The organism is Sulfuricurvum sp. (genome assembly GCF_019163035.1).
Classification (GTDB): Bacteria; Campylobacterota; Campylobacteria; order Campylobacterales; family Sulfurimonadaceae; genus Sulfuricurvum.
The window spans coordinates 1-17599 of record NZ_JAFLKV010000092.1 but is presented as its reverse complement, the minus strand read 5'-3'; the positions used below and the strand labels follow the sequence as shown (position 1 = coordinate 17599).

Annotated in this window: 16 protein-coding genes and 1 pseudogene; 10 read left to right on the top strand and 7 right to left on the bottom strand. The window is 44.1% G+C overall.

Translation table 11 applies throughout. The features are described 5' to 3' along the window. The 7 genes and pseudogenes from JZU62_RS06845 to mog all read left to right on the top strand — a co-directional run. A pseudogene (locus tag JZU62_RS06845) lies at nucleotides 1–756 on the top strand (potassium transporter TrkA); the annotation flags it as partial. Between the two features lie 78 nt (nucleotides 757–834). Next, the gene (gene aroB, locus JZU62_RS06840; RefSeq protein ID WP_295013208.1) at nucleotides 835–1890 is read left to right on the top strand and encodes a 3-dehydroquinate synthase; all 1056 of its coding nucleotides are present in this window, start codon (nucleotides 835–837) and stop codon (nucleotides 1888–1890) included. Between the two features lie 68 nt (nucleotides 1891–1958). Next, on the top strand, nucleotides 1959–3506 hold the full coding sequence (locus JZU62_RS06835) for a mechanosensitive ion channel domain-containing protein (RefSeq protein ID WP_295013206.1): 1548 nt from the start codon (nucleotides 1959–1961) through the stop codon (nucleotides 3504–3506). Next, nucleotides 3506–4753, top strand: a complete 1248-nt coding sequence (mtaB, locus tag JZU62_RS06830) for a tRNA (N(6)-L-threonylcarbamoyladenosine(37)-C(2))-methylthiotransferase MtaB (protein ID WP_295013204.1) — start codon at nucleotides 3506–3508, stop codon at nucleotides 4751–4753. The genes JZU62_RS06835 and mtaB overlap by 1 nt, the downstream gene beginning before the upstream one ends. Beyond that, complete coding sequence (locus tag JZU62_RS06825) at nucleotides 4728–6392, top strand: AAA family ATPase (protein ID WP_295013202.1); 1665 nt, start codon at nucleotides 4728–4730, stop codon at nucleotides 6390–6392. Before mtaB ends, JZU62_RS06825 begins: the two co-directional genes overlap by 26 nt. Then, nucleotides 6379–6894, top strand: coding sequence for a pimelyl-ACP methyl ester esterase BioV (gene bioV, locus JZU62_RS06820; protein WP_295013200.1), 516 nt, complete (start codon nucleotides 6379–6381; stop codon nucleotides 6892–6894). Before JZU62_RS06825 ends, bioV begins: the two co-directional genes overlap by 14 nt. Next, nucleotides 6891–7415, top strand: coding sequence for a molybdopterin adenylyltransferase (mog, locus tag JZU62_RS06815; RefSeq protein WP_295013198.1), 525 nt, complete (start codon nucleotides 6891–6893; stop codon nucleotides 7413–7415). The genes bioV and mog overlap by 4 nt, the downstream gene beginning before the upstream one ends. Before the next feature lie 42 nt (nucleotides 7416–7457). Here the strand turns inward: mog and JZU62_RS06810 are convergent, their stop codons facing one another. The 5 genes from JZU62_RS06810 to JZU62_RS06790 all read right to left on the bottom strand — a co-directional run bounded on the left by JZU62_RS06810 (nucleotide 7458) and on the right by JZU62_RS06790 (nucleotide 12962). After that, the gene (locus tag JZU62_RS06810; protein WP_295013197.1) at nucleotides 7458–7865 is read right to left on the bottom strand and encodes a hypothetical protein; all 408 of its coding nucleotides are present in this window, start codon (nucleotides 7863–7865) and stop codon (nucleotides 7458–7460) included. A gap of 129 nt (nucleotides 7866–7994) precedes the next feature. After that, complete coding sequence (locus tag JZU62_RS06805; RefSeq protein WP_295013194.1) at nucleotides 7995–8876, bottom strand: CoB--CoM heterodisulfide reductase iron-sulfur subunit B family protein; 882 nt, start codon at nucleotides 8874–8876, stop codon at nucleotides 7995–7997. 10 nt (nucleotides 8877–8886) lie between these two features. After that, complete coding sequence (gene sdhB, locus JZU62_RS06800) at nucleotides 8887–9864, bottom strand: succinate dehydrogenase iron-sulfur subunit (RefSeq protein WP_295013192.1); 978 nt, start codon at nucleotides 9862–9864, stop codon at nucleotides 8887–8889. A 10-nt stretch (nucleotides 9865–9874) separates the two neighbouring features. Beyond that, the gene (locus JZU62_RS06795; protein ID WP_295013190.1) at nucleotides 9875–11587 is read right to left on the bottom strand and encodes an FAD-dependent oxidoreductase; all 1713 of its coding nucleotides are present in this window, start codon (nucleotides 11585–11587) and stop codon (nucleotides 9875–9877) included. 178 nt (nucleotides 11588–11765) lie between these two features. Beyond that, nucleotides 11766–12962, bottom strand: a complete 1197-nt coding sequence (locus JZU62_RS06790; RefSeq protein ID WP_295013189.1) for a hypothetical protein — start codon at nucleotides 12960–12962, stop codon at nucleotides 11766–11768. Between the two features lie 157 nt (nucleotides 12963–13119). On the opposite strand from JZU62_RS06790, the gene JZU62_RS06785 reads away from it, so the two are divergent. Genes JZU62_RS06785 through JZU62_RS06775 form a run of 3 tightly spaced genes read left to right on the top strand, consistent with a single transcriptional unit; the run spans nucleotide 13120 to nucleotide 15864 of the window. Then, a complete protein-coding gene (locus JZU62_RS06785; protein WP_295013187.1) occupies nucleotides 13120–13944 on the top strand; it encodes a thiamine-phosphate kinase in 825 nt (274 codons plus the stop codon). 7 nt (nucleotides 13945–13951) lie between these two features. Next, nucleotides 13952–15043: a tRNA pseudouridine(13) synthase TruD gene (truD, locus tag JZU62_RS06780; RefSeq protein WP_295013185.1), complete on the top strand. Its 1092-nt coding sequence runs from the start codon at nucleotides 13952–13954 to the stop codon at nucleotides 15041–15043. A 2-nt stretch (nucleotides 15044–15045) separates the two neighbouring features. Further along, nucleotides 15046–15864 carry a phosphatidylserine decarboxylase gene (locus JZU62_RS06775; protein ID WP_295013182.1) on the top strand — a complete coding sequence of 273 codons (819 nt, stop codon included), beginning with the start codon at nucleotides 15046–15048 and terminating at the stop codon, nucleotides 15862–15864. Here the strand turns inward: JZU62_RS06775 and JZU62_RS06770 are convergent. Together JZU62_RS06770 and ychF are read right to left on the bottom strand one after the other, a co-directional pair. After that, a complete protein-coding gene (locus JZU62_RS06770; RefSeq protein WP_295013180.1) occupies nucleotides 15854–16456 on the bottom strand; it encodes a hypothetical protein in 603 nt (200 codons plus the stop codon). The two genes, JZU62_RS06775 and JZU62_RS06770, sit on opposite strands and share 11 nt — an antisense overlap. Nucleotides 16457–16504: 48 nt before the next feature. Beyond that, a partial coding sequence (gene ychF / locus JZU62_RS06765; protein WP_295013178.1) for a redox-regulated ATPase YchF occupies nucleotides 16505–17599 on the bottom strand: 1095 nt, incomplete at its 5' end.

The window sequence follows — 17599 nt, the reverse complement described above, 5'->3', positions numbered from 1 at the left end:
GGACAGTTTCCGGCACCGTTTGGCTCTAAAATTTATCTCTATATCGATATGCGTATCGAAAAAACATCCGCGATTATGGCACTGGTGAGACGAAGTATTTTCATCCAAAAGAAACTCCGACAGCAGTTGATTATTAAAGTGATCAACCCAGGCGATATCGATGTCCTGCGGATGATTAAGGCTTCGGTACAAAAAGAGGTTACGATTGATATCGATTACAGTGCACTTCCGGAAGAGGGGATTATCCTCAACGACATCAAAAAATACCATATCGGTCTCTTTTTAGTCTCTCATAGAGCGTTTTCGATAAAATCGATTCGCAAAAAACTATATGCGGGAAATGTACCGGTGTTGAAGCTCTCTGAGCGCTCTTTTTCATCCCTAAAAGAGAGTGTGGTCATTTTGAGCGAAGAGGGGCATATCGAAAATATTTCGACGACGATCTTTGACGTCTCGTCCCAATTCGGATTTAATCTTGAACTTATGAATTACAGCAATGAAGAGGGCTCACACAAGCAAGAGGTGATTGAACACTTTAATAACCTCTCCGCTATTTTCTCCAAATCGATTCACGTCTCTACCCAAGAGAGTAATCCGATCCGTGAGCTGTGTGAGAGAGATAATTTTCTCCATGTCCTGCCATTTACGACTAAAATGTTTATCAACCCGTTCATGGCCTATTTTTCGACCGATCCTGAAGTGCTCTACCGCAAACTCGGACGCTATCACCAGCTTTTCATTCCTACACAAATTTAGCCCCTGACAAGAGGGTTTTAAGTGATCTTTTTGTAATATATATCTCATACCGTAACAACTTAATTATCAGGTTTTTCTATGACGATATCTATCAATCTTAACCGTGTTATTGACGACTCTTATCCTATCCATATCGGTGCGTTGAGCGAGATAAAATTTGAGGGGAAAGTGGTTGTTTTAACCAACCCGAAAGTGGCAGGACTGCACCTACAAACCCTCCTCGCAAAATTGAGTGCCAAAGAGGTCTATGTTGTTACCATCCCCGATGGGGAACACTACAAAACGTTAGAGACGATTGAGACTATTTTGGATCGGATGTTTGATCACCGTTTGAATCGTAAATCACTTTTGGTCGCCTTCGGCGGCGGTGTGATCGGTGATATGGGAGGATTTGCGGCGAGTCTCTACAATCGCGGAATCGATTTTATCCAAGTCCCGACAACCCTTCTATCGCAAGTCGATGCGAGTGTCGGGGGAAAAACAGGGGTCAATAACCGATACGGCAAAAATCTTATCGGGGCATTTCATCAACCACGCGCCGTATACATCGATCCGAGTTTCCTCACAACACTCCCTTCTCGTGAGTTTGGGGCAGGGGTAGCTGAGATTGTTAAAATGGCAGTGACGTTTAACGCACCATTTTTCGAGTGGCTAGAGATAAACGACTTGCGCGAGGGAGATAATCTTCTGGTTGCAATAGCGAAAGCGGTCGAGACGAAAGCAGGTGTGGTCGAAGAAGATGAGAAAGAGCAAGGGCTTCGTGCAGCTCTCAACTACGGGCATACATTTGGTCATGTGATCGAAAATGAGACGAAATATGAAACATACCTGCACGGTGAGAGTGTGGCTATTGGAATGGTAATGGCAAATGTCTTGGCGTGTGAAGCAGGATTGATGACGCATGAGGAAGCCGCTCGTGTTAAAGCTCTTCTTGCTCGATATGATTTGCCTCTTACCTATCCGATCAGTGATGTTGAGAAATTTTACCAAACCTTTTTCTTGGACAAAAAAAGTGGTGACAGTGCCATCACTTTTATTCTTCCGCGCAGTATCGGCGGGGTTGAGATAACTGACAAAATCGATGTTGCAATGGTGAAAAAAGTATTATCTACGTTTCAAGGATTGGGCGCGTGAGAATCTACCGATCTCTTTTAATAGCACTTTGTTTAACTTCCTTAGCTCTTTATGGGGCAAAAAAAGATGTGCAAGCCCCGCAAGAAGATAAGATTGAACTTCCTAAAGAGGTTCAAATTGAAAATGCGAAAGAAGAACTTTCCAAAATTCAAAAAGAGCTTTCTCGGGGCAATAGTATCTGGCTCAAAAGCTATAACTCTTATATGGCATACCAAGAAGCTCGAAAGAGTCTTCGAGATGTCAAATATCGGATAGATGAGCTCGAAAACCGTTCTTCGAATGTTGAACGAAAGTTGGAAATCGAGGCGCTTCAAGCAAAACAAAAAGTATTAACCGAACAGATTGATCTGCTCAAAGCACAAGGGGCTTCTCCGTTTGTTTCACTACTAAAACCTGATGAAGCGGGAGCGCTTCCGACGATTACAAACCCTTTTGAAATCGTGACGGGGCTCTCGTATGTCAAGCGGATCAACAGTCAGTACGGCGATTACGTATTGCGTGAAGAGGAGTTGCAGGAGCTTATTAAATTGTTAGAGCGACAAGTTGTCGTCTACAAAGAGATTATTAGACTCGATTCCAAAGCCGATTACGAGGTGGAACTTGAAGCGACACTGTTGCAGGTTGAAAAGTTTAAACTAGCTCTTGAGACGCTTGTCTCAACCGCAAGTGTGTATGAAAAACGGATAGAATCAACCGAAGCCAAAATCAACAAAGAGATCAAAGATCAAATCTATAAATTGCTGAATATCACGATGATAGTTGGTTTCTTATTTGTGATTTCATTTGCTTTTAAACGGGTTATTAAGCACTATATCATGGATAATGAGCGGTTTTATACTGCCAACAAAATTGTTACTTTTATCAATGTGACACTGATCGTTTTGATTTTGATGTTTAGCTACATCGATAATGTCGGCTATTTGGCTACGGTGCTCGGATTCGCTTCCGCCGGTTTGGCGATTGCGATGCGTGACTGGTTTATGTCACTGCTGGGATGGCTGGTGATTATTGTCGGTGGTTCTATCCATGTGGGAGATCGTGTTCGGTTTGAGAAAGACGGGATGGTCTATCTTGGGGATGTGTTAGACGTATCGATGCAGCGGATAACGCTTATGGAGGATGTCACTTATACGACGATTCTAACCAATCGCCGTGCCGGTCGGATTATCTTTGTTCCGAACAACTATATTTTCACCTCGATGATCGCCAACTATACCCACGGTTCGTTAAAGACCGTTTGGGACGGGATCGATATTATTATCACGTTCGATTCCGATCATAAAAAAGCGGCTCATTTGGTGAAAGAAATTTGCCGCAAATACTCCAAAGGGTACACCGATATTACCCGTAAGCAGATTAACAAACTGCGTGATCGTTACAGTCTCAAAAACAGCAATGTCGAACCGCGTGTCTTTACCTTTATAGAGCCGAACGGGATGAAAATTAGCGCATGGTATCTGACCAATGCCTATGCAACATTAACGTTGCGCAGTACCATTTCGGGTGATATTATCGATGCGTTTAATGCGGAGCACGATATTACGATTGCCTATCCGACGCAGACCTTTTATACCGCTCCGATACCTCCGAAATCACCTCCGCCTATGGATGTGTAATGAAACCGAAAGTCTATTTTAAAACCTTCGGCTGTCGAACCAACCTCTTTGATTCCCAAGTGATGATGGGGGCGCTGAACGATTACGACGTAACGGAAGACGAGAGCCAAGCGGACATCGTCATCGTCAACTCCTGTACGGTCACGAACGGTGCCGATGTGAGTGTCCGAGGGTATATCAACCAAATGGACAAGCAAGGCAAAAAGCTCTTTCTAACGGGATGCGGTGCTCATACCAAAGGAGAATCTCTTTTCGGAGCGGGGAAAATCCAAGGTGTCTTTGGACCCTCGGAGAAGATGAAGATCAATGCACTTCTATCATCTGAGAGCCGTTTTTATGAGATCGGTGATCTAAATTACATCGACGATGCGATTGTCGATGAGTTTGTCGGAAAATCGCGTGCGTTTATCAAGATCCAAGAGGGGTGCAACTTTCGGTGCAGTTACTGTATTATCCCTTTTGTACGCGGCGATGCTCGAAGCATGGACGAAGCTAAAATCATTGAGCAGGTATCACGTTTGGCGAGTAACGGCTTTGGGGAGTTTGTTCTCACGGGGACGAACGTCGGAAGCTATGGGCAGGGTGAGGGGCGCAATATCGCCGAACTCATGAAAAAAATGTCGCTGATCCGAGGCGTTCGACGTATTCGTGTGGGGTCATTGGAGCCGATCCAAATCAATGAGGCGTTTCGGGAAATTTTGGATGAACCGTGGCTGGAGCGTCATCTGCATATCGCGATTCAGCATAGCTCGGATGAGATGCTTCGTCTGATGAACCGTCGTAATCGGCATAAAAACGATGTCGAATTGTTCGGTATGTTAAATGCCAAAGGGTTTGCCCTTGGAACCGATTTTATTGTCGGGCATCCGGGAGAGAGTGACGCGATTTGGGCTGAGGCGATGGAAAATATCGCTCATCTTCACCTAACCCATATCCACCCCTTTACCTACTCCAAACGTGACGGAACACCGAGTGCGACGATGAAACCGCAAGTCAATGGTGCCGTATCGGCGAAGCGAATGGTGGAACTCAATGCGTTGATTAAATCCAATAATCGTCAATTTCGGGAGAAAATGAAACCTATTCCATTGGAGGTTTTAGTCGAATCGGCGGATGGTAAACACTATAGTGGGTATGATCAGTTTTTTAATACGATAAAGATCGAGTCAGACGAAGATATCAGTGGTGATTGGATCACACTGGAAAATTATGAGGTACACGATGAATATAACATGGCCAAATTTTAACCGTAATCAGCTTATTTTGATCGTTTCGGGGGGGATAGTTCTCCTCTTATTGTTGTTCGCCCTTTTGCGCGATAGCGGCGATACACTCACTCTTGAAGAAGTGACAAAACTCATCGAGAATAATCAAATCGAAAAAGCGTTCATGGATGGGGGATACACCTATTTCGCGATCAAAGATAACGGTGTCGTTAAAATCGCTTCCTCACAGCTACCACCTGAGCTGACAGCCCATCTTATTATCGAGCCAAAAAGCGGTAACGGTTGGCTGTGGTTTTTCTTCTTTTTCGCCCTTATTGGCGGTGCAGGATTTTGGGCTTGGAAAAGTCGTTTGGGGTTTGAAGACGATACCCCTATAGAGGTTCCCGTAGCCGCTAAAGTGACAGCCGAACCAGAAGCCCCCTCTACAAATGTTGCCGCCGTTAAATCAACCGTACGTTTCAGTGATATCGGCGGAATCGGCGATGTCAAAGAGGAACTCGAAGAGATTATCGACTTTTTACGCAATCCGAAACGGTACTACAGCTTCGGTGCTCGTATGCCGCGTGGTGTGTTGCTCGTAGGTCCTCCGGGGGTCGGTAAAACGATGATCGCAAAAGCGGTTGCCGCCGAAGCGGATGTACCGTTTTTCTATCAAAGCGGTGCGTCTTTTGTTCAGATTTATGTTGGAATGGGGGCAAAACGGGTGAGTGAACTCTTCTCAGCTGCCAAGAAAAATGCCCCTGCTATCATTTTTATTGACGAGATCGATGCGGTCGGTAAAAAGCGTGAGGGGGGACGAAACGACGAACGTGAAGGAACCCTCAATCAGCTCCTTACTGAGATGGACGGATTTGAAGAGACGAGCGGTATCGTGGTTATCGCCGCGACGAACAATATCGATGTCATGGACGCCGCATTGCTCCGCGCGGGACGGTTTGATAGACGTATTTTCGTCGAGCTTCCGACAGCATCGGAGCGTGAAGCTATCTTGCAAAAATACCTTCGCCATATTCCCAATGACCTCTCTATAGCTGAAATCGCCAAAATGACGGTTGGATTTAACGGTGCCTCGTTAGCGGCACTCGTCAATGAGGCGGCACTGCTTTGTATGCGCCAAAATGAGATTCAGGTCAAACTGGAGCACTTCTTAGCGGTCAAAGACAAGGTGATGTTCGGTAAAAAGAAGATCGCGATGCTCAGTGACGAACAACGCCGTTATCAAGTGCGCTATCAAGCGGGAAAAGTATTTGCTGCCACATGGTTTGATCTCCCGTATGAAAAAATTACCCTCACTAATGATGCTATTACCCCTCCCACCGCTGAGCCACAGTTACGTCATGAGATCGAAGCCCATATACGGGTTCATTTGGCAGGGATCTCCTCCTCCCACCTCCGTTTCGGCGAACACGCCAGTAACGCATCCCATGACCTCTCTGTCGCTAAAGAGTTGGTTCATGCAATGGTCTATGAGTACGGGATGGGAAGCACTGTTCTCCCCTCAGATGAGGACGAAGTAAAATTGATGGATCGACTTTATACCGAGATGTCTACCCTCTTGGAACGGAATGAAAAAATTCTTTCCAAATTCGAATCAATTTTGGACGAATACGAGCATATCTCAAAATCTCTTGCCAAAGCAACGATGAATGAGATTTTATAGCGGTTTCGCCCTGAGCGAGGATCAGCACTTTTTTGATCCCTATCTCAAGCACAGTGACTACACGGTAGCCGGATTCAGCTATGGTGCGATCAAAGCGGCACACTATGTGGTAGAGTCACATGAACGTATCGATACCCTCCAACTCTTTTCTCCCGCTTTTTTTCAAACAAAAAAAGAGTCGTTTCGTCGTCTTCAGATGGGTGGCTATTTCAAAGATGCCGAGCGCTATTTGGAAAATTTTTTGGCGAGTTGCTTTGCCCCATCACCTGTTGCTCCGCTTGACTTAGGAGCCAATGACGCCGAATCGCTACAAGAACTCCTTTATTTTGAATGGACGAGCGAACTGTTGGAGTCTATTCGCTCAAAAGGGACACGTATCGAAGTCTATCTGGGGCTTGATGATCAGGTGATCGACGTTGCCGGAGCGCGCGAGTTTTTCCTCCCCTACGCCACCGTTATCTCGATCCGAAGAGGAAACCATTTTTTACAGGAGAATTTATGATTAAAATAGGTGTTATTACGGCATCAGACCGTGCGAGTGCAGGGATTTACGAAGATATTTCAGGGGTTGCGATTCAAGATACGATGAGGGATTACCTCAAATCGGAACATGAAATCGTCTATCGCTGTATTCCCGACAATCAAGATACGATTGAAGAGACGATGATGGAGCTGTGTGACCGTGAGGGGTGCTGTCTTGTGGTGACGACGGGGGGGACTGGTCCTGCAAAGCGTGACGTGACCCCTGAGGCGACCGAAAACGTCTGTGAGAAGATGATGCCGGGGTTTGGTGAGTTGATGCGCTCTGTGAGCCTTAAATACGTTCCTACAGCTATTTTATCGAGACAGACCGCAGGAATTCGCGGTAAAAGTCTCATTATCAATCTTCCAGGGAAACCGAAATCGATCCGTGAGTGTTTGGATGCAGTATTTCCTGCGGTGCCGTACTGTATCGATTTGTTAGAGGGACCGTATTTGGAGTGTAACGAAGAAGTTATAAAAGCGTTTCGACCGAAGCAATAAGAAAATATAGCAGATAGGGGATACGGCGAAAGCCGTACCTTTTTACCAGTCGCGAACGAGGTTGTGACAACGCATACACGCGCGTTGAATATCGAGATAAGCATTTTGGGCAGTTTCACGGCGGAAGTTGTCTTTACTTGATTTGATAATTTCGACATTATCGGTAATCAAATGAGCTGATGTTGTTGCAATATTGGCTTTATGCGCTTTATCCGGCGGGAGCATTTTACGCATCATATCTTCATTTCCCAATAGTTTTGCACTCTCTTCACCCAGTGCTTCTGCCGCTTTTAGAGATTTTTCTTTGTTCCCTTCGATAAACCCTGCTTGCATTAGCATCATATAATTATTGAGTTTGAACATATTTTCTTTGAGATTAAACTCAGTTGCTCCAAGTGTTGAACTGATGGTTAAAGCCGCAATGGCACCTAATAAAAATCTTTTACTCATGAAAACCCCTTGAATATTGTTATTAATACTATAGGTAAATATTGATTAAAGAAATATTAATTCAGGTTATAACGGAAAGGGGAGAAAGAATAGAGGGTTTTGGAGGAGAACCTCCAAAAAATAAGAGTGTTAGACGAAATTAACTTTGGTAACGTGGTGGTTAAGCCCAAGTTCAGCTGACGTGCAACCGAGGGCAAGTCCTACCATCTGTTGCATATGAAGAACCGGAAGGGAAACTTCGCGACCGATTGCAACAGAAGCATGATGTGTTTGAGTATCGAGTTTAAGATGACAGAGAGGACAAGGTGTTACCATCCAATCCGCATTCGCATCCATCGCACCGGCAACTGCATTACCCGTTAGGATTGCAGCAGTACGAGGTGCTTGAAGTTCAGCATGGAAACCGCAACATTTGTTTTTCTCTTCATAATCCACACTAGCTCCACCACATGCGATGATAAGATCATCAAGTGAAGTTGGCTTGTACGGGTTTTCATGACCTTTATGCGTTTCATTTTGAAGCTCAGAAGGGCGGATATTATGACATCCGTAAAACGGAGCGATATTAAATTGGCTTAGGGGCTTAACGACCATCTCTTTAATCTTATCAAGACCGAAATCATCGATGATAGCGTATAAGAAGTGGGTGATTTGGGAAGTCCCTTTGTACTCTAATCCAACTTCGGAGAGCTTTGCATTTACTTTTGCTTTGAGCTCTGCATTGTGGTCAAGGCGGTGTTTGGTCATTGCCGTATTGAGCTGACACGTATTACAGATCGTCACCATTGTTAAGCCATGTTTTTCTGCATAAGCGATGTTACGTGCATTGAGTACAAGGGATAGAAAGTCATCATAATCTTGTAGATGTGAAGCGCCGCAACATGAAGCTTCAGTGAGTTCTACAAGTTCAATGCCCAGTTTATTTGCCACTGCAAGAGTTGCCATCATTTGTTCCGGCGTACTCTCTTTTGCGGTACAACCGGTAAAAAGTGCGTATTTTAATTTTTCCATTGAGTACTCCCTAAAACTTTACTGTTGATGAAGATTTGACTAGTTTTTTGATCTCATCTAATTTATCGGCTTTCGGCATATTCCATGGCAATACGATTTTACCTTTGGCAAACATTTTCAACGCAACCGGAACGTGTTTTAGTACACCGATATTCCCCTCGGAATAGCGGACAAGTTCACCTTCATCGAGAAGACCGTGTTTTTCAATCGAGTGGGCAAACCCAACAGCATGGCGAGTTGCAACATTGTTTTTCGCAATGTTAGCTTCAAACACCATGTTATGAAGTTTGGTGATTTTTTCGATTGGGTTGACCTCTTTAGGACAAACCTCGGCACACTCCATACATTTGACACAATCCCAAACGCCTTGCGCCTCTTCGTTTACCACGTGCAAGCGCTCTAATGAAGCTTCATCGCGGACATCGGCAGAGAATCGGTACGCCGCAGCAAATGCCGCAGGTCCGATAAACTCTTCATTGATCGCCAGCGCTGGGCATGAGTAGTGACATGCGCCGCATTGGATACAGTAATCGGCTTCGAGCAATTTTTCAGCATCATGAGGGCTGACAAGGTGCTCTTGCGCCGGATGCTCTTCGATATCACTAACGAGGAACGGTTGCACTTGTGCATGTTTGTCCCAAAAATCTTTTTTGTCGATAATCAAGTCTTTGATAGCCCGTTTAATACTGAGCGGTTCAAGGGTGATCTCTGATCCAAATGTTTCGACGAGATCAAATAGACGAGTTTTACACGCCAATATTCCTTTTCCGTTGGCTTTGATCGAACAAACACCGCAGATACCGTGACGGCAGCTACGACGATAGGAGAGGCTTCCGTCGTGATCCCATTTGATTCGGTTGAGGATGTCGAGAACGACCTCTTCGTGGGTTACATCGAGAGTATAAGTGTTATAGTAAGGAAGGTAATCGGTCTCTTCGTTGAAACGGAAAACTTTAAACGTTACTTGTTTCGATTTTATCGTATCCATGCCATCTTCCTTAATATGATCGTGCTTTGAGTTCATGGCGACCGAGGGTTACATCCATGTAATCAAGTGTGACTTCACCGTTTGCATCCATGTATGCCATGGTGTGTTTCAAAAATTTCTCATCATCACGTGTCGGGAAATCTTCACGGAAGTGTGCTCCACGACTCTCTTTACGATCCAACGCACTTGCAACGATAAAGAGTGAATAGTCTAACATATGACCGAATTCGATTGCCTCTTGAAGCTCAGTGTTAAAAATTTTCGATTTATCGGCAATTCGGATATGTTGGTAACGGTTACGCAAATCTTTTAAAATACCCATTTGTACTTGTAAGGTTTCTGCGGTTCTAAAAACACCCGCATTATCGGTCATTGATTGTTGTAGCTCTTCACGAAGTGCAGGAACGGACTCTTGACCGTTATTGGTCAATACCCAGTTCATTTCACTGCTCATCCGCTCTGCATCGGCTTCTGTTGCCTTATGAAGAGGGATATCATCGATTTCGTTCACCATTGTTTTACCGACAAAACGTCCAAATAACAATGCTTCAAGAACGGAGTTCGCACCGAGGCGGTTGGCTCCGTGAACAGATGAACATGAACACTCACCCGCTGCATAGAACCCCTCTACAAACTCGGTATTGTTTTTACGAACGTGACCGTGTTTATCCATCGGAATACCGCCCATCGAGTAGTGCGCCGTTGCTGAGATCAAGATCGGTTCTTTAATCATGTCAAGTCCGAGGAAGGTGATCGCGAGGTCACGAAGTTCCGGTAAACGTTCCATGATTTTCTCTTTGCCCAAATGGACGAGATCGATATAAACGGCATCTTTGCGAGGACCGACACCGCGACCTTCACGGATCTCTTGGATGATCGCACGGGCTACAACGTCGCGTGAAGCGAGTTCCATTGCATTGGGTGCGTATTTTTCCATAAAACGCTCACCGAGTGAGTTGAGAAGTTTCCCACCCTCACCGCGAGCCGCTTCGGAGATCAAAACACCGTTTCCGGAAAGTCCTGATGGATGGAATTGGACGAACTCCATATCTTCGAGAGGAAGACCGTGACGTGCTACAAGAGAGAGACCATCACCCGTGTTGGCATGAGCATTGGAGTTGATTTTAAATGCTCTTGCGTATCCGCCGGTTGCGAACATGACTGTTTTGGCATTGAAAATAGCTTTTTCAGAGTTTCGGATGTTATACGCGCTTACGCCGTACACTTTACCTTCGTTGTACAACAAATCGGCAACATACCACTCATCCCAAAACTCGACACCTTCACGAAACGCTTGTTCGTAAATGGTTTGAAGGAGGGTAAGCCCTGTGCGATCTTTTGCAAAACAAGCACGCGGTGAGGATTGTCCACCGAAAGGACGTTGAGCGATGGTTCCGTCTTCGTTACGGCTAAATGCCGCACCCATACGTTCTACCCAACGGATTGTTTCCGGTGCTTTTTCACACATAAACTGAACAACGTCCTGATCCGCAAGATAGTCAGACCCTTTTACGGTGTCGAACTCATGGAGTTCTACGCTATCAGCATCGCTAAACGCTGCATTAATTCCACCTTGTGCGGCACCGGAGTGACTACGCAACGGGTGAAGTTTTGTGACGACGGCAACTTTTTTGCCGGCTTTTTGCAATTCGCGAGCGGCAGCACATCCAGCTAGTCCTGCTCCGACAATAACCGCATCATAAGTATAAATGGGAATACTCATACGCCTTCCTTGTTCATAAAATCTGTGAACGATTATAGCGCGCCGCTCCTTGGGCAAGATTAAAAAGGGTTATAGATGTGTGTGGGGGATGAAAGTGGGCAATGTTGTCCAAAATAGTAACAACTTAGGGATAAACACTACCTATTGTGGGTTAAAAAGTTACAGTATGAACAGGAAATTAGCGGTAAGAATCGGCACGGTCCCGAAGTTGTGCTATACGATTTCCACCGCTCTCTTTTGCTTTCTGAACCAATAAAAGTGCATCTTCAATCGATTCATCCACCGATTTAACCGGAATTTTAAGGAGAAAACCTCCGCTTAGGGTTATTTTAACTACCCCTTTAGCGGTGCTAAAGCCTGATGCTTCGACGGTGTGGAGGATTTTTTCGCAATCTTCCATCGCGATTTGTTTACTGTTGCGAGACATGAGAAAAACAATGTGATCATCATCCATATGGGCTGTGATATCGAGAGGCTGTTCATACAAGGAGATAATATCTCCAAGTTTTCGGAAGAGATTTCCCAAATCATCTTTTGAGTGAGTATTGACCAAAGAGGTGTATTGATCGATCTCGAAAACGGCTAAAAAGATGGTGTTATTTGCTCGGCTCGATTTTTTGCTATTAAAAGCGGTCATAAGCCCTTTTTGATTATTTAAACCGCTTGAACTATTCACTAATCCTGAACAAGCCGAGGGTGTTTGTATCGTTCGACGCACTAATCGCTTCATAATAAAATCGATCTCTTCTGTTTCTACGGTTTTTTGTTCGCCATTTGTATCAACTGCACACGCTTTGTCAATATCGCTATAGATTTGATTGAGACGAGATCGGTAGATAAAAAATACGAAAACACCTAAGGTTAAGAGTGTGAGTGCCGTTATTTTGGAGGTTGATATAGAATCATTAACGAGATTGATTTGCTCATCAATCACTCGATCGATGTTCCCTAAGTAGTCGCTTCGTGCATTCATCATTCGTGTGTGCTGCGAGTCACGTGAGATTGGGAGTGATTCTGACCAAGTTAGTGCGCTGTCGCAAAAGGTTTGAGAAGATACCTCTAGTGAGTGTGACAGTGAAGTATTTTCATCATTAGACGTTAGGAATGAATTTAAGATACCTTTTGTGCCGGAAAGTTTAACGGATAGTGCGATTTCGGATAGGGACCCATTCATTAATATGGCAGCCATTTTGGGATCGCTTAGATCGGTATTAACAGTTTTGTCGATTAATAAATGCTGTTTTTTCAGTTCTCCTAATCGATCGCTGTAATCAGTAATCAAGAAGAGTTGAAGTGTCAAAAAAGCAGTACCGAGGGCAAGGATTAACAACGCATTTTTTAAATGACTAAAAATTTTTCGGATCGACAATAGCATTATTTTCCCTTTCTAAATTAAGGTTTAAATTTTGTAGAAGTATACAGTTAATTTGTTAGAAAATATTTTAACACATATTATTTAATAGTGAAATTTTAACGGTTCTGTAATCTCATATCGACTATAATGGTTTTAATATTTAAAATGGATAGTTAATTTGAATGTAGAAAACTATTTTATTTCCACTTTTTGCGCTGCAAAGTCCCCTATCGGTGATGATGGTGCGGTTATGGGAAAATGGATTTTCAGTAAAGATCTTTTCTTTGAAAATATCCATTTTAAACGGCAATGGCTTACCCCTTTTCAAATCGGATATAAGGCGATGATCGTTAATATCTCTGATGCGATAGCGATGAATGCGATACCTCGATATGCACTTTTAGGGATTGCGATCCCAAAATCGATGAGTTTGCATCAGATGGATGAACTCTCATCGGGAATTCGGTGTGCCGCTTTCGAATACGGTATCGAGATTATCGGAGGGGATACGATTGGCAATTCTAAACTCGATCTCTCTATCACGATTATTTCTGAATCAGCTCATCCACTCACTCGTCTCGGATTGAAGCGGGGAGATGTAATCGCGTATACAGGGAAAATCGGAGCGTCGGCAAAACAGCTCCGCGCTCTTTTGAACGGTGGAAAAGTGCATACGAAAAGTCGATTCGTCACGCCGCAACTGCGTCAAGGGTTTATCTTAGACGCTCGTCGCTATTTGTGCTGTGGGATGGATATTTCTGACGGACTTTTTAGTGATATCGAAAAGTTGTCCCGCGCCAATCGGCTGGGAGTACAATGGGATAAAAAAATCCCAAAAAAAATCGGATGCAGTGGCGAAGAGTATGAGATGCTGATCGCTTTTCCCCGCCGACATCTTATAATGCTTCAGCGTCTCGCCGCACGCCATCGGACAACGATTACTCCGGTAGCTCATGCGGTAAGCGGAAGTTATCGTAATCGCTGTAAGTCTCATCATTTTTAGGAGTTTCATGGAACGTCAATATTATCTCCCACATAGCCCGATCGAATTTCATTTTCGACAATCACCGCGTGATTTCGTCGTCGATGAGATCCCACTATACCCATTTAGCGGGGAGGGGGAACATTTGGTTCTTCATGTTCGCAAAAAGAACCTCTCCACATGGCAAATGATTGATGTTTTTAGCAACCATTTGGGGATAAAAGGGCGTGATATCGGTTATGCCGGACTCAAAGACAAAAATGCCCAAACCAAGCAGTACATCTCTCTCCCGCGCAAATTTGAGGGAGTTTTGGAAAATTTCGAACATGAGGGGATTAAAATCCTCGAAAAAATGTACCATAACAATAAAATTCGTGTCGGACATCTTAAAGGAAACCGCTTTTTTATCCGTCTCAAAAAAGTTAATCCGACCTCCGCGATGAAAATTCAAGAAGCCCTCAAAATGATCAAAAAGCAGGGGATGCCGAACTATTTCGGATTTCAGCGATTTGGTCTCGACGGTGAGAACTACAAAAAAGGTCAAGCGATACTCGCAGGGACACTGAAAGAGCGTAACAAGAAATTGGGACAGTTTTATGTCAATTCGTATCAGAGCTTTCTTTTTAATGATTGGCTAAGCCGTCGTATCCAAATCTCAAAACTTATTGAGAGCTTCGGGACGGATGAACTTTGCAGTGTATTAGCGCTTCCTAAAGAGGAAATTGTCTCGATGAAGGCTCAAAAACATCCGTTTAAACTGATCCATGGGGATGTGATGATGCATTACCCGTATGGTAAAATTTTCCATTATGAGTCTGATGAGGAGGTGGAGCGTTTTTCAAAGCGTGATATTTCGGTGAGCGGTCTTTTGAGCGGGAAACGTGCAACCAGAGCCATCGGATTGGCTGAGAGCATCGAAAAAGAGTACGACACGATTCATGAGGGGATTGATGGAGCACGCCGTTATGGGTGGATTTTCCCTGAAGAGATTGAGGGTGAGTACAAAGAAAATGAAGCGTGGTTTGAACTTCATTTTACACTTCCAAAAGGGTGTTATGCCACCGTATTGATCGAAGAGATCGCAAAGCGTCCAATCCAAACCGATGAAGAACAGGAGTAATTATGAAACAGCATTTTACCTCGGCATTGTCCCAAACTTTTGGACGTTTTGCCTCCAAAGAGCATGGAAAAAACTTTCAAAAGATGATCAATCGCACGTATGTCAAAGCGATGGGATTGGATATGTCAGATTTTGAAGCACCGGAATCGTATCCGACGTTGAACGCTCTTTTTACCCGAAAGTTTCGTCATATGCGAAAATACTCAACCGATCCTCTCGATATGATTAGTCCGTGTGACTCACTGATTACCGAATGTGGAGTGATTGAAGAGGATCTTGCATTACAAATCAAAGGGATGAGCTACAGCGTCGATGGGGTATTGGGGGATGGAATTACCGCCGAATCGAAAAAAAATGTCCACAACGGTCTCTTTGTGAACTTTTATCTCTCTCCGCGCGATTATCACCGCTATCATGCCCCGCTCGATATGCAAGTTCTCCGTGCGGTTCATATTCCTGGGAAACTCTATCCCGTCAATATCCCTTCACTCAAAAAGCAGGTTAATCTCTTTATCGAAAATGAGCGGGTTGTATTGGAATGTCTAAGTAGCGAGGGGAAACGGTTTTTCCTTATTTTAGTAGGTGCGTTAAACGTAGGAGAGATGGAGATAAGTTTCGAACCTCGTATCCGTACAAATACCGTTCTTACGCCGAGTCAGTACAGCTATAAAGATTTGTATTTGAGTAAAGGGGATGATTTCGGGTGTTTTCGCATGGGCTCAACGATTGTTATGCTTTGCGAGAGCAATATGGTCGACTTGGGGATCTCAAGCGGACATAATGTCCGCTTCGGGCAAACCATTGCAAGGATTACTTCTTAGTAGCAATATTTAAATGTACTTGTAGATGACCACCGTGTTCTTCAATGTCGATAGTACTGTCGATTGGTGGATGCATTTTATTTAATGCTCCTTGTACTGAATGAAAAACATGCAGGAATTTTTGGAACATCGGAGCTCTGATGTAATCAATATGCCCTTGCTTGATTTCATCGGCGATGATATTGATTCCAGCATAATAGACGGTTTTATTGATAGAACGGCTGATTTGATAGGTTCTTAATAGTTCGATATTGCGAATTAGAACATTACGTTCCTCTTCACAGATCACTTTATTTTCATGTGCGCGTTCCAATTCGCTTGCAATCTCATGCTCGCTTATTAAGCGGCGTTCATCGATTTTAGAGACAAGAGTAGGGTCTTTGCTATTAATAAGTTCGAATATCGTCTCAGCTTTAAGCGGTTCTGCCTGTGTGAGATAGGTATAACGCTCATCAGCTTGATAGTTATGATCAAGTGCTTGGATTAACTCTGCAACGATACTCAAATAGGCAAATTTATCTTCTTTGTTTTGATCGAATGTAATACCGTGTGCCGATATAAGAGGTTTCGGCCCGGCGTATTTTAGATCCATTCTGTGCTCCTGTATTCTTTTACCTCTTGGAAGAGGTTCATAAGCTAATTATACATTAAATCTAAAGTGCATGATATCACCATCAGACACAATATACTCTTTACCCTCTAATCGCATTTTTCCCGCCTCTTTCGATTTGGCTTCACCGCCACACGCTACGAAGTCTTCATAGCCGATCACTTCGGCACGTATAAACCCTTTTTCGAAGTCGTTATGGATAACAGCGGCCGCTTTCGGAGCCGTCGTATTTTTGTGGATTGTCCACGCACGAACCTCTTTAACACCCGCCGTGAAGTAGCTCATGAGTCCTAGCTTATCGAACCCTTTACGGATGATTTGCTCTAGCCCTGATTCCTCGACACCCATATCTCGTAGGAATTCATCACGCTCATCATCTTCCATACCGACGAGCTCTTCTTCGATTTTCGCACAAAGCTTGATCACTTCGCACCCGTGTTTCGCCGCGTGTTCGCGGAGACGTTGAACAAATTCGTTGTCGGAGGTTAAGCTGTCTTCATCGACATTCGCTCCGTACATAATCTCTTTGGCACTAAGAAGTCGAGTTTCACTCATCAGTTTTTCATACATTTCACTATCCGCTTTCGGAAAGTTACGAGCAAGGTTCCCCTCTGCTAAAAACTCCGCCAACTCTTCGGCAAATTCAGCCATAACCGCAGAATCTTTATCGTTTTTCGCCTGTTTTTTGAGTCGCTCGATACGGTTAGTCAACACTTCGATATCGGCGAAGATCAGTTCATTTTCGATGATCTCAACATCGAGTAGAGGATCGATGCGCCCTTCGGTGTGAACGATGTTATCATCTTCAAAACAACGGACGATTTGCAAGATTACTTCGGTTTCACGGATGTTGGAGAGGAATTTATTCCCCAAACCTTCCCCTTTACTCGCACCCTTAACAAGACCGGCGATATCGACGAAATCGAGAGTAGAATACTGAACACGTTCAGGTTTGACGATTTTTACTAATTCGTCAATACGTTTATCCGGTACCGGAACAGTCGCTTTGTTCGGCTCGATGGTACAGAACGGATAGTTTGCCGCTTCGGCATTTTGTGCTTTGGTTAGTGCGTTAAATGTGGTTGATTTTCCGACGTTTGGTAGTCCTACGAGTCCGATTGATAA

What these genes read in the sequence shown, in the direction of transcription:
- aroB (WP_295013208.1), top strand. Translation starts at nt 835, where the DNA reads ATGACGATATCTATCAATCTTAACCGTGTTATTGACGACTCTTATCCT.
- mtaB (WP_295013204.1), top strand. Translation starts at nt 3,506, where the DNA reads ATGAAACCGAAAGTCTATTTTAAAACCTTCGGCTGTCGAACCAACCTC.
- JZU62_RS06825 (WP_295013202.1), top strand. Translation starts at nt 4,728, where the DNA reads ATGAATATAACATGGCCAAATTTTAACCGTAATCAGCTTATTTTGATC.
- bioV (WP_295013200.1), top strand. Translation starts at nt 6,379, where the DNA reads ATGAGATTTTATAGCGGTTTCGCCCTGAGCGAGGATCAGCACTTTTTT.
- mog (WP_295013198.1), top strand. Translation starts at nt 6,891, where the DNA reads ATGATTAAAATAGGTGTTATTACGGCATCAGACCGTGCGAGTGCAGGG.
- JZU62_RS06810 (WP_295013197.1), bottom strand. Translation starts at nt 7,865, where the DNA reads ATGAGTAAAAGATTTTTATTAGGTGCCATTGCGGCTTTAACCATCAGT.
- JZU62_RS06805 (WP_295013194.1), bottom strand. Translation starts at nt 8,876, where the DNA reads ATGGAAAAATTAAAATACGCACTTTTTACCGGTTGTACCGCAAAAGAG.
- sdhB (WP_295013192.1), bottom strand. Translation starts at nt 9,864, where the DNA reads ATGGATACGATAAAATCGAAACAAGTAACGTTTAAAGTTTTCCGTTTC.
- JZU62_RS06795 (WP_295013190.1), bottom strand. Translation starts at nt 11,587, where the DNA reads ATGAGTATTCCCATTTATACTTATGATGCGGTTATTGTCGGAGCAGGA.
- JZU62_RS06790 (WP_295013189.1), bottom strand. Translation starts at nt 12,962, where the DNA reads ATGCTATTGTCGATCCGAAAAATTTTTAGTCATTTAAAAAATGCGTTG.
- truD (WP_295013185.1), top strand. Translation starts at nt 13,952, where the DNA reads ATGGAACGTCAATATTATCTCCCACATAGCCCGATCGAATTTCATTTT.
- JZU62_RS06775 (WP_295013182.1), top strand. Translation starts at nt 15,046, where the DNA reads ATGAAACAGCATTTTACCTCGGCATTGTCCCAAACTTTTGGACGTTTT.
- JZU62_RS06770 (WP_295013180.1), bottom strand. Translation starts at nt 16,456, where the DNA reads ATGGATCTAAAATACGCCGGGCCGAAACCTCTTATATCGGCACACGGT.